Origin of the sequence: Psychrobacter sp. Cmf 22.2, assembly GCF_001921745.1 — a bacterium.
In the GTDB taxonomy this organism is placed as follows: domain Bacteria; phylum Pseudomonadota; class Gammaproteobacteria; order Pseudomonadales; family Moraxellaceae; genus Psychrobacter.
Genome location: NZ_MRYA01000005.1, coordinates 18,479 through 31,285, shown reverse-complemented (window position 1 = coordinate 31,285; position 12,807 = coordinate 18,479). Strand labels below are relative to the sequence as shown.

At 44.4% G+C, this 12,807-nt stretch carries 9 protein-coding genes; 4 read left to right on the top strand and 5 right to left on the bottom strand.

Annotated features, from left to right (window positions below):
- The first annotated feature begins 4 nt into the window (after nt 1–4).
- Nucleotides 5–1,606, top strand: a complete 1,602-nt coding sequence (locus tag BTV98_RS09660; protein ID WP_256713889.1) for an NAD(P)/FAD-dependent oxidoreductase — start codon at nt 5–7, stop codon at nt 1,604–1,606.
- Nucleotides 1,607–1,610: 4 nt separating this feature from the next.
- Here the strand turns inward: BTV98_RS09660 and BTV98_RS09655 are convergent, their stop codons facing one another.
- Nucleotides 1,611–2,555: a D-2-hydroxyacid dehydrogenase gene (locus BTV98_RS09655; protein WP_075103490.1), complete on the bottom strand. Its 945-nt coding sequence runs from the start codon at nt 2,553–2,555 to the stop codon at nt 1,611–1,613.
- Between the two features lie 552 nt (nt 2,556–3,107).
- Here BTV98_RS09655 and rapA point away from each other — a divergent pair.
- Nucleotides 3,108–5,996, top strand: coding sequence for an RNA polymerase-associated protein RapA (gene rapA / locus BTV98_RS09650; RefSeq protein ID WP_075103489.1), 2,889 nt, complete (start codon nt 3,108–3,110; stop codon nt 5,994–5,996).
- 311 nt (nt 5,997–6,307) lie between these two features.
- Nucleotides 6,308–7,210, top strand: a complete 903-nt coding sequence (locus BTV98_RS09645) for an acyl-CoA thioesterase II (protein WP_075103488.1) — start codon at nt 6,308–6,310, stop codon at nt 7,208–7,210.
- Between the two features lie 30 nt (nt 7,211–7,240).
- On the opposite strand, the gene mutY is transcribed toward BTV98_RS09645, so the two are convergent.
- The 3 genes from mutY to BTV98_RS09630 form a co-directional block, all read right to left on the bottom strand.
- Nucleotides 7,241–8,488, bottom strand: a complete 1,248-nt coding sequence (gene mutY / locus BTV98_RS09640) for an A/G-specific adenine glycosylase (RefSeq protein WP_075103487.1) — start codon at nt 8,486–8,488, stop codon at nt 7,241–7,243.
- A gap of 222 nt (nt 8,489–8,710) precedes the next feature.
- Nucleotides 8,711–9,664 (bottom strand): ribosome biogenesis GTPase YlqF, encoded by a 954-nt coding sequence (ylqF, locus tag BTV98_RS09635; RefSeq protein WP_075103486.1) that lies wholly within the window; start codon nt 9,662–9,664, stop codon nt 8,711–8,713.
- A 292-nt stretch (nt 9,665–9,956) separates the two neighbouring features.
- Nucleotides 9,957–10,694, bottom strand: coding sequence for a dienelactone hydrolase family protein (locus BTV98_RS09630; RefSeq protein ID WP_075103485.1), 738 nt, complete (start codon nt 10,692–10,694; stop codon nt 9,957–9,959).
- A 165-nt stretch (nt 10,695–10,859) separates the two neighbouring features.
- Between BTV98_RS09630 and BTV98_RS09625 the strand changes: the two genes are divergently transcribed.
- Nucleotides 10,860–11,417 (top strand): YcgN family cysteine cluster protein, encoded by a 558-nt coding sequence (locus BTV98_RS09625; RefSeq protein ID WP_075103484.1) that lies wholly within the window; start codon nt 10,860–10,862, stop codon nt 11,415–11,417.
- Between the two features lie 45 nt (nt 11,418–11,462).
- On the opposite strand, the gene BTV98_RS09620 is transcribed toward BTV98_RS09625, so the two are convergent.
- Entirely contained in the window at nt 11,463–12,656 is a 1,194-nt protein-coding gene (locus tag BTV98_RS09620) for a DUF4105 domain-containing protein (protein WP_256713888.1), read from the bottom strand.
- Nucleotides 12,657–12,807 lie beyond the last annotated feature (151 nt).

Below are 12,807 nucleotides of genomic sequence, written 5' to 3'. Positions count from 1 at the left end.
TGAGATGATGATCGGTGTTGATTCTATAAAAAATATGACCAAAGCTCGTCTGACGCGCTCAAAATCTCAATCGAACGTGACGGCGGATTATGAGGTCTTAATCATTGGTGCTGGTATTTCCGGAATCGGTATGGCGTGTCGCTTGCAGCAAAACCATCAAAAGCTATTCAATAAGACGAAAAAGCGTGTTAAAGATAAAGCTACCAAGCCATTTATTATATTAGAGAAGCGTGCAGACTTGGGTGGTACATGGGACTTGTTTACTTATCCTGGTATTCGTTCGGACTCTGATGCTTTGACTTTTGGTTATAGTTTTCGTCCATGGTTAGATCATAAGATGCTAGCTAAAGGTGATGACATCAAAAGCTATATAGCAGATACCGCGCGCGAGTTTGGGGTTGAAAAACATATACGCTATCAACATGACGTGCAGCAACTATCTTGGTCAAGTATTGCTAAACAGTGGACCGTCGTGGTCAAAAACCATGCTAGCGGTGAAGTATATACGATGACAGCGAAATTCATCGTTGGTGCAACTGGTTATTATGACTATGATGCAGGATATCGACCACATTTTGAGAATGAGGAACAATTCCAAGGTGATATCGTGCATCCACAGTATTGGCAAGATGTGGATTATAACGATAAAAATATCGTAGTGATTGGTAGTGGTGCGACTGCGATGACCTTAGTACCAGCGCTAGTCGATGAAAATGGTGAGCAATGTGCGCGTCGTGTAACCATGCTACAGCGCTCACCGACTTATGTAGCCAGTGTGCCAGGCGATGATTATGCACTTGACTGGCTAGCGGGTAAGTTTTCACCTTTATCAAAGCATCAGGCGTACACCTTACTGCGTACACGCAATGTCCTAATGCAACAAGGTCTGTATCAATTTGCTACTCATGCGCCTAACGTCCTAAAAGCAGTATTAAAACATGGCGTCAAAAAAGAGCTGAAAGGCAGCGGTGTCGATATTGCTCACTTTATGCCTACTTATAATCCGTGGGATGAGCGTTTGTGTGCGGTACCTGATAGCGACTTATTTACTGCACTACATGGCAAAAGAGCAGAGGTCGTGACCGATCAAATCAGTCATTTTACCAAGACGGGTATCGCCTTAACATCTGGCAAGCATATAGAAGCAGATCTTATTGTGACCGCAACAGGACTCAAGCTCCAGATACTAGGCGGGGCCGCGCTATATGTCGATGGTGAGCTTATCGATGTCGGTGCGCGCATGACTTATAAAGCTGTGATGCTTGAGGGCGTGCCCAATATCGCGATGATGTTTGGCTACACCAATGCGTCATGGACGCTAAAAATAGATCTGGCGTGTCAATATGTGGTCAGAGTACTCAAGCATATGAAAAAGCACCGTTATGATGTCGTCTGCCCACAAGCTATAACCGATAAAGAACAGGTGCAATTGCAGCCAGATACGGTTCTTGGTGCGCTATCAGCAGGCTATGTACGCCGTGCAAAAGATGAGCTACCCAAGCAGGGCGATCGCTATCCATGGCAGGTGACGAACAACTACTTAAGTGACCGCATCATGCTTAAATACCGTAAAATCGAAGATAACTGGCTACACTTTACCCGTTAAATATTTATTGATAATCGGTGACGAAATCTGCCACTTGCTTACTTAATATTTGCCAGAGAGTCTCTTGTGCGCTTTTACTACCCCACGCATTATGCGGGCTAAATATCACGCGTGGATGATCGCTCATACTTAATAGTGGGTCATCTGCTGTGATAGGTTCTTGTTCAAAGACATCCGTTGCGTAGCCAAGGATTTGTTCATTATGGACAGCAACCGCTAGGGCTTGGCTATCGACGATGCCGCCGCGAGCGACGTTCACTAGCAAAGGTTGTTTGCTCATTTTTGCTAAGGTGTTTTGATTAATAAGATGCTTAGTCTGCTCATTTAATGGACAGTGCAGACTTATCACATCAGATTGGTCGAGTACCTCTTCAAAGGCGGTATAGTCATCATTACGCGGTGTGCGTCCTTGATGCTCTGCCCACAATACTGTCATACCAAACGCCCGGGCTATTTCGGTCACACGCTTACCGATAGTACCGACACCAATAATCCCTAGAGTCTTATCTTCTAAATCTACAAGAGACACATCAAGCAGACAAAAGTTGCCGTTGTCTCGCCATGTGCCATCAGCCACCTTTTGGTGATAATAAATGCCAGCTCGCATTGCGTTTAGCATAAGCATAAAGGTATGTTCAGGAACGCTTTTGACCGCGTAGCCTGCGACATTATATAAAGTAACGTTGTGCTCTTTACACGCCTCTTGATCGACGTTGTTCATGCCAGTGGCAGTCAGCTGAATGAGCTTAAGTTTAGGGAGATTAGCAATCACGTCAGCAGTAATCTGAACTTTATTGGTAAAGATAATGTCAGCATCTTGGCAGCGCTCAATAATGAGGCTGATGTCTGCAGAAGTGTCATCATAAGTGATATAGTCAGTCACGCCTGCGGGTGCTGGCAAGTCTACGCCATCAGAGAATGTTCCTTTATCTAAAAAAACTGCTTGCATAATTAATCCTTATTTATAAAATTTTTTAATTTATAAAGTCTCTTGTAGTGTTTTTATGACGATGAATAGAATAGGTGGTGTTTGGACATTTTTCCATAAAACAAAGCATACTATTTCGGGTAACAAGATATTATGTGCTGCTTTTGTCAGTAACGACTCAATGTAGCATGCTTTGAGCGAAAATTGAAAAATACGTCAGTAAGCGTAAGGATGTTAGTTGTCATAATGGTTATAGATACTACTAACTTATGGCAACTTATTACTGTAGGTATAATCCTCACCATAAGTTTCGTAAAACACCACTCATTTTATTATCTATATTCCTCATCGATCTGCACTTGAAAAACCAACTTATTGCACGCATTTAGCCGGTAACGTTATATAATGGTGCACTTGACTGGTTTTGCTAAAACGTCGCTTAACTAAGTTAATATATGCATCTTCAAACGATAGTGCTGACTATCGTAACAACTTCATTGTGCTTGATTTAAGAGTAGTACGATGTTGTTGTCGCCCATTTTCTTATCATCTGAGTACAAAAGACATCGCCTTATGACTATCTCCACCGCCTCATTGCATAGTACCGAATTCGCCGTTGGTCAACGCCATTTATCTGACACTGAGTCCGAGCTTGGCTTGGGCGTGGTTATTGATGTAGACGACCGCTGTGTACATATCTTATTCCCGCAAAGCGAAGAGACGCGAGTGTATGCAAAAAACTCTGCACCGTTGTCACGTGTCGTGTTTAAGGTTGGTGATAGTATCAGTGATCAACAAGGAAATAGCTATACGGTCACTGCGGTTGATGAAGTGATGGGCGTGCTCAAATACAGTGTCGATGAGCACGAAAAAGGCATCATGGAAACTCGTCTTGCGGCAAATATCACTTTAGCAAAGCCACTTGAAAGACTGTTGGCAGGTCGTATTGAGCGCGGTGACTGGTATGAGCTGCGTCAAGATATATTGCGTATGCAATCAGCGCTGGCAGGACATCCGCTAAAGGGTTTGATGGGAGCGCGTGTCGATATTATTGAACATCAGCTGTATATCGCCCACGAAGTCGGTAAGCGTATTGCACCGCGTGTGTTACTTGCCGATGAGGTAGGCCTTGGTAAAACCATCGAGGCGGGTCTTATTATTCATCAGCAGCTTTTAACCGGTAAAGCTGAGCGCGTTTTAGTATTGGTTCCTGATAGTTTGCAATATCAATGGATGGTTGAATTACGTCGCCGCTTTAACCTAAACTTTGCTTTGTTTGATTTGGTCCGTACTGCAGCGATTAAAGAGCATGATCCTGAGCAAAATGTGTTTGCCACTGAGCAATGTATCATCGCTGGCATGGATCTGCTGCTTGACCATCCTGACTTATATGATCAAGCGATAGAGGCCGGATTTGATTTGTTAGTCGTCGATGAGGCGCATCATTTGCACTGGGATGAAGCAACGGGCGGCAATGAGAAATATGACTTAGTAGCTGACTTCGCTGAAGAAACGCCTGGTGTGATGTTACTAACGGCCACGCCTGAACAGCTGGGTGTACAAAGTCATTTTGCGCGCTTGCGTTTGCTCGACTCTGATCGCTTTGATGATTTGGATGAGTTTATTGCCGGTCAAGAAGCCTTTGCTGAAACTGCAGCAGTGGCTAGGGTTTTGATTGACGATAAGCCGTTAAATGACGGACAAATCGCTGCATTAACTGCCCTGTTGGATTTGAGTGCCGACGAGTTGGCAACGATTAATGAAGATGACAAACTACGTACTTATGCCCTTAATGAGCTATTAGATCGTCATGGCACAGGGCGGGTGTTGTTCCGTAATACTCGTGAGAGTGTCAAAGGGTTCTATGGACGTAGCAGTCAGCCATATCCTTTACCGTTACCTGAGGCGTGGCAGAACAGCTATCAAACCAATGGCAAGCTGCGTGAGCAGCTGTGGGGTGAAGAAAATCAGCCCGATGGCGGCTGGCTAGAAGATGATCCACGTGTGCCATGGTTGATTGATATATTAAAAGGTGAGCTTAAACACGAAAAAGTATTGCTGATTGCTCGTAGTGGTGCAACCGTAGAAAGCTTAGAGGCAGTATTGCGTTTACATGCTGGTATTAAGACTGCCATCTTTACTGAGCAGATGACACTACTTGAGCGCGATCAAGCGGCAGCGTTCTTCGCCGATAGAGAAGGCGCGCAAATATTGTTGTGTTCAGAAATTGGCTCTGAAGGTCGTAATTTTCAGTTTGCAAGTCAGCTGATACTATGGGACCTGCCTGCTAATCCAGATACGTTAGAGCAGCGTATTGGTCGCCTAGATCGTATTGGGCAAACACAGCAAATCAAGCTACACGTTCCTTATGTACAAGGGACCGCGCAAGAGCGTCTATATCAGTGGTATAGCAGCGCACTAAATATGTTCAATCAGATATCTCCGACTGCTCAAAGCGTGCAAGAACAGTATATTCAAACGCTCAAACCGCTACTTGAAGGCGCTGATAGCGCTGAAAACCGTGCTGCTTTGCAAGACCTCATTGCTGAAGCACTACAAATGCGTTTGGCGCTAGAAGCGCAGCTGCAAGCAGGGCGTGATCGTCTGCTCGAATACAACTCATGCCGTCCACGCGTCGCTGGGCGTATTGCAGATGCGATGCATGATTTTGATGCTCATAATGTACTACCGCCCTTTATTGAGCGCTTTTTGGCATCAGCCAATGTCGATTACAGTATCCAGCGCGATGGTTCTTGGGTGCTTGCACCGCTTGATAGCACCGAAGTTAGTGAGTATATTGAAGGGTTGCCACTTGGTGATGAAGAAGGTATGACGTTGACCTTTGATCGCAATCTTGCGCTGCAGCGCGAAGACATCGATTTTGTCACCCATGAACATCCATTGATGCGATCGATTTATGAGCTTGCCAGCACGAGTACCTTTGGCAATACGACGGTGGCGATGCTCAAGAGCAATGCCATTCCTCAAGGTATGATTATGCTTGAGGTTCATTTTAGGGTTGAAGCGATTGCGCCAAAGTTACTTAACCTACCAGCTACTCTACCTACTCAGAACATTCGTGTCTTTATCAGTGAGCAAGGAAGTGACTTGTCTGCGCGTATCAGTAGCGAGATGATTATGCCACATATTGACCGTTTGGACAAAACCCGCGCGCGCCAAGTCGTCAAAGTACGCAGTGATGTGATTGAGAGTCGTTATTATGAAGCTGAGGAGATCGCACGAGCACAGTTAGCGGACATTGGTGAGCAAGCAAGTGCACGCTTTAATCAGCAATGGTCACGTGAGATCAAACGTCTCAAGCACCTGCAAACTATTAACCCTAATGTGCGTCCTGAAGAAGTTGAGCGTCTAGAGCAGTTGCAAGCGCAAGGTGAGCAAGCGCTAGCAAATTTATCACTAGTACCGGATTCTATTCGTGTACTAGTTACCGTGAAGCCATAACTATCGTAAGCATGGTCGAAAGAGGTATTGAGTAGCGTCTCTTTTTTTACATCATTATTCATTCAATAATTTATATTACAATGACGTAGAGTTTATTTATATATTCATATAAATAAACTCTAACCTAAGTAGTCAAGTTAATGCGAGTGAGTAAGCGTGTGGCAACTGGTCAAAGCCTACAATATTGGTTAAGATGTTTTCTATTTTAAAGTCAAACACCGTTTCTAAGTGTCAAACAAACTCCCTTACGCGCTCACGTATTAACACTGCTCTCCAGTAATGGTCGCTCAAAAACAAGGAAAATTACTGCCATGTCCTATTATTCACAACTGATTGATGAGTTGCTCGCTACAGTGGCACTTATCGAAGTCAGTCCAGATGTGTTTGAAGGCAAAAGCCATGATTACGTTGGTACGCGTATATTTGGCGGGCAAGTACTTGCTCAAGCTATGATGGCCGCAGCTCATACATTAAATACAGATAAGCCTTGTCACTCGCTACATGGTTATTTTTTGCGCGGTGGTGATATCAATCAACCAGTGATTTATCAAGTAAGGCGCTTACGTGACGGCCGTAGCTTGTCAGCACGCGAAGTGACGGCGATTCAGTATAAACAAGTCCGTGGTAAGCCACCTGTTGAACAGGTCATATTTTCGATGATTGCCTCATTTGCACCAATGGAAGAGGGTTTAGAGTATCAAGAAAACATGCCTGTTTATCCACCACCTGAAGATTTACAGACTGAGCAAGATCTAAAAGAGAGTTATGTGGGCAAAGTACCAGATGCGCTCAAAGCTCGTTTTATGCGTCGTCGTCATGTGGAGATTAAGCCTGTCAAACCGCGTGACCCTATAAATCCTGTGCCAACCAAACCCAAACAAGCCAGCTGGTTACGCATACGTGAATTAGGCTCGCAACCAGTTGCGATTCAACAAGCGCTATTGGCATTTTCTTCTGATTTTTATCTAGTGGGAACGGGGCTTATGTCCCATGGCATCAGCTTTATGACCAGTGGCCTACAAGCGGCTAGCATTGATCATTCAATGCACTTTCATCGCAGTTTTGATATAAATGATTGGCTGTTATATGACATGTGGAGTGATACAACATCCAATGCGATGGGGCTAAACCACGGTCAGTTTTGGCAAGATGGCAAACTCGTTGCTACTGTGCAACAAGAGGGCTTGATGCGTCTGCGCGTGCCTAAGTCTTAAAAAGTCTTAAGCGCAGCACCATCCTAAATTTTAACCTTCTATGATTTTCCCCATTGCGCGCGGTAGTCCTAAGCTGTCCTTAGCTTGCTGCGCTGTGAGCCATTTAAACTCTATTTCGGCAGCATTTAGCTTGGCATTTAACGCTACTACTTTTGTAGAATCAATTGTTAGCTGATGCGGTGTCAAATACCAATGAAAATGAGTTAGTGAATGCTTAATCGGGGTGTCATTTAGTAAAGAGTGACTTACGGATTCTGTTACCAAGTCATTCTTTGCTAGCCATTCATAAATAATCTGCTCAGCGGTGGTAAATTCCGCTTCGTATACTTTCTCATTGCTACGTACGTCGATTGGTACATTTGATTGCTTAGCATTGTCCGCAGCTTGTTTTTTACCAGTCGTCTTACCATTGGCTTCGCCGTTAATTTTCTCTACAAACTGTAGAGGCAAACTCCACAATCCACCCCAAATGCCATTATCAGGACGCTGTAGCCATAAAATGTTGCCACCTGCATCTTTAATCAATAACGCATTGCTAAACTTGCTTGGTTTGGGCTGTTTTTTTGCCTTAACAGGGTACTCAGTCTCGCGCCCTTGCGCATGTGCCAAGCAATCATCTTGTAGTGGACACAATAAGCAAGCAGGTTTGCTACGCGTACATAAGGTTGCACCCATATCCATCATGGCTTGCGCAAATAAACCTGAACTCTCCTTTGGCGTTAAACGTTCAGCCAATGCCCATAGCTCTTTAGTCGTCGCAGATTTGGTAATATCGCCATCGATGGCTGCCCAGCGTGTCAACACGCGTTTAACGTTACCATCACAGATGACGCCATAACGATGTAGTCCCATCGCCATAATTGCCCCAGCGGTCGATGGTCCAACGCCAGATATCGCTTCCCAACCTACTAGGCTCTGCGGAAAGTCGCCCGTCTCATCAATGATCTCGACCAATTGCTTTGCACCTTTATGCAGATTACGCGCGCGCGCATAATAGCCTAGCCCCGCCCAATGCTCCGCGACTGTATCCCAATCCGCTGCCGCTAAATCTTGCACCGTCGGAAACGACTCCATAAAGCGCGCAAAATAGGGCAGTACAGTAGTCACTTGTGTTTGCTGGAGCATGACCTCGGATAACCAAACAACATAAGGATTGGGTGTATCGGTTTGATGCTGTTGCCAAGGTAAGTCATGGCGACCATTTTCGGCAAACCAATCGAGAAGGCGTGGGGCAAAGGAATCTAGAGATTGGGTTGACTGAGAAAATTGAGTAGGCAAGAGTATTCCTTGTAAATCAAAAAATGAATATGAAATTTATGATTAAGGTTATTTATGGGGTGTGATGAGGGTTGATGCAAGAGAATGGGTTATGGTAAAAATAGCTAGAAAATACCATTTAAGAAATACTTCTAATAAGGAAAAGTAAGTATTACTTTAAAATGAGCCAAGTTTGGCCCATTTCTTTATAAAATATTGATGAGTTCTAAGTGAACACCAACCCTACTTCCGATTCTTCCGCGCACGCTTTTTACGTAAACGCTTTTCCTCTAACTTAGCTTCTTTTTTCGCTTCAGCCTGTGCGCGTATCTCTTCTACCAATAACAGCTCTGCTTCACGCATTTTTGGCGTCTCTAAAGTAATGCGCCCCAATATGCCGCTGCGCAGCTCATTGATGAGTATCTCCGACATACGGTAGGTATCAACGATGCCACCTTTTTTTAACAGGCCTCGGTTACGGCCAGCAACTTCGAAAAACTCCCAATCAGTCTGTGGTAGATCTTCAATTTTGTAGCGTTCTTTAAGCAGCTCAGGATAAGCTTCAATTAAATATTCAGCGGTGTAACCTGCCACATCAGCAAAGTCAAAAGCCGTATCTTTAATACCACCCGTAGCCGCCAAGCGGTAGCCTGAATTTGGGTTTTCTATTTTTGGCCAGAGCATACCAGGTGTATCATAAAGCATGATGTCGTTATCGATTTTGATCAGCTGCTGAGATTTAGTCACGGCAGGTTCATCGCCTGTTTTAGCGATACTACGTCCAGCCAAACTGTTAATCAAGGTTGATTTACCGACGTTTGGTATGCCCATGATCAGCACCTTGATTTGCCTACCAGTACCGACCTTATTGGGGATTAGCCGCTTACACAGCTCAACAATTTTATGCACGTCATTGGATTTGTTATCATCAAAAGCGATGGCTTTTACCTTATCTTGACTTTCCAAATACTCAATCCATGCTTGCGTTTGATCAGGGTCGGCAAGGTCTGCTTTGTTTAATATCTTAATGACTGGCTTTTGTCCACGCAGCGCTGCGACCATTGGGTTTTCGCTACTGTATGGAATGCGCGCATCGATGACCTCGATGACGACATCCATCTCTGGCATAATCTCTTTAATCTCGTTACGGGCTTTGTTCATGTGCCCAGGGAACCACTGAATACTAGCGTTACTCATTGATATAACAACCTTCTTTAAATGGAGTGCCAAAAGTAGAATGATAAACTTTTACTTTTGTGATGGGGTTAAGTTTACTACACAATGAGACGTTGAATGCGCTTAAAGTCGATTGCTTGTTTTATTTTAATTTGCCTAAGTGTATTATCGTAAACAGTGCGTTTTAAAAAAGACCTAAACAAGTAAAAATCTATACAGTTAATAGAAGTTTTTGCACAAAAAAGCGAAGCATGAATATCATGCTCCGCTTTGAGTTTTACTCTAACTTTGATCAGCTAAGACTATTAAGGTATTAACCTAAGTTAGTTTTCATAAATTCAAGCATATTTTCCCAGCTTTGCTTAGCTGCGTTTTCGTTGTAGCCCAAATCAATATCGTTCTTAGCAGCGCGCTCATCTGCATTTGGATTGGTAAAGCCATGTTTGGCGTTATCATAAACGTCGACAGTGTAGTCAGCGCCTGCGTTGTCCATCTCTTTTTTGAAGTCTGCTACTGCGTCCATAGAGACCATAGAATCATCAGCGCCGTGAGCGATGAGCACTTTTGCGCTAAAGTTATTATCTGCAGGCTGCTTTGGCGCTAAGTTACCGTGGAAGCTAGCAACAGCCTTCAACGGCATACCCTCGCGCGCCATATCGAGGACAACTTTACCACCGAAGCAGTAACCAATCGCGCCTAGATTATCGCCATTGACTGCCAATTGGCTACTAAAGTCATTGAGGATTAGGCGGCAGCGTGCCATTAGCATGTCTTGGTCTGCAAGCACTTGTTCCATCCACATATTGGCCATGGCAGCATCTGCAGTCAGTTTGCCTTCACCGTAGACATCCATCGCCACGGCCGCATAACCAGCCTTGGCCAAATTTTCGGTGATGGTCTTAGGATGGTCAACCACGCCCCACCACTCTGGTGCGACCATAATGCCAGGCGCTGGGTTGGTATCAGAAGCATCTTCTGGTAGTGCAACATAGCTAATAAGCTCAACGCCATTGTCTGTCGTGCTGACTAATTCATAAGTTTGAATGGACATATTATTATCCTTTTTTATATTGTAAGTTTATTTAGGGGTGTTTGTGCGTATTCAATCGTCTGACTCGTCCTACCTTAACGCCCACGACCAACAAAAACAGCTATAATACTGTAACGCTCTTTATCAAAATGATACTGTGACTTTATAAAACCCTACTATGACTCCATGAGGCCAAACTTGTTAGATCCATCAAGTTCATTTTCAAGAAAAGTATCTGATAAAACATCCAGTACAAAGCCCGACGAGGCCGATAGTGCAACGCTACGCCCACAGTTTTGGACCCGATTTAGTCTAGATGAGTTAAATCATAGCGAATGGGAAGCATTGTGTGACGGTTGTGGCAGTTGTTGTTTGATTAAATATATGGACGATGATGATGATGAAGAACTGGTTGAATATACGGATGTGACCTGTCAGCTCATGGACTGTGCGACAGGCTATTGTAGACATTATGCTACGCGCCAAGAGTACGTACCTGATTGTATTCAACTGACGATTGAGAATTTGCCCAATATGATGTGGCTACCAGCGCATTGCGCATACAAACGTTTGTATAAAGGTCAATCGCTACCAGATTGGCATCTACTATTAACGCAAGACGCCGTCATAACGCAGCAGCAAATGCGCGCGGCCAATGTCGGGGTGGCAGGGCGCTGCGTCTCTGAGATTGGTATCTCTGATGAGGAGATGGAGACGCGAGTGGTTAACTGGGTTACGCCTTAGTTGGCTTAAAGTCTTGTTCGATGAGATTTCCAACCACTAAAAATACTAATCATTAGAAGCCTTGGCAGCAGACTTGGCTTCTGCGTCGGCTTTGGCTTGCGAGTCTGCCAGCGGCGGTATGGGAACACCTTGGCGAATCTGAGCTGAAAACCTGCTACCATTAACCTGAGTGTCTAGATTAGCCTGATTGTCAAAACCTCTAACCTTTGGATTGATATGGGCACGCTCATACCAGGTAGCCATCGACCAAGGCTGACCACTGTTGTTAGGATTGGCATCGAGCATGCCGACATCATATAGATAGTTTGGTAGCCAACCTGATACCCAAATTCGATAATCCCATGGCAGACGTTCGCCGCTAACAATTCGCGCCATGTAGAAAATAATATTGGTGCAGTTACTGGTTAAGGTATTATACCAAGCAGGCTTAGCATTGAGCTCGTCAGCCGCGGTCAAGTATGACTCAAACAATGATCTGACTTCCGACTGCTGCAAATGGCTAACAGGCAACACATACACTTGCTCACCGCGCGCATTGCTACGAGTATAAATAATATCGCGCTCTTCAGAGGCAATGAGGCTGAGCTCGTAACGTCTAAAAAAGCCTGCAAACGCTGAAAACGCTTCGCCGTTTTCTTTACGAATCTCAAAAGAGAAGGCAAGCGGACGATCATCTTCAAAACGAAAACAGACTAAGGTATGAGCAATCAGTGGCCCCATCCAATAAGAGTTAATGACATCGACTCCGGACAATTTAGACATATCAACTGTACGCGTCTCCCAGCGTTCAGTCGCATCTTCGCTAGTATGCCAATCAAAATTACGCACATTGGTAAAGGTTATCAAATCAGGGTTTGTGGTATCACGCTTGTAGGTGACTCTTTGACTAACCTCAGGCATCCAGTCGCGGCTTTGCTTAGCTTCAATGGAAAAAAACCATCCCAGACCCAGCAACCAGACAGCAGCATACAGACCTCCTAGCCAAGTAATAATGGTTCTTTGTGAAAAGGATCGATGAAACGTATTATTGATAGTTTTGCTTGCGAGCTTTGGCTTGGTTTTTGTGAGCAATAGCGATGTAAGTAAACTGATAATTAACACACACGCAAGCCAAGTTAGAGGATTGTATGCGCCAAGCTGATATCCAATTAACATCAGTAGCCAAAATGCTGATAGCAATAGGCTAAGAACGACCAAAAAAGAGACAATATTGTATCGCCAACCGTTTGTTTGGCGCACAGGGTGACGCTTGTCTTTAAAAGCACCAAAAGTGGGTTTTCGTGATGATCGAAGCCGAGAAAAAAGAGAGCGAAGCGACATAAGTTTGGGCTAGATAAGTAAAGTCGTTGACGATAGCAAAGTTTATAACACACTGACAATACAATTTGGA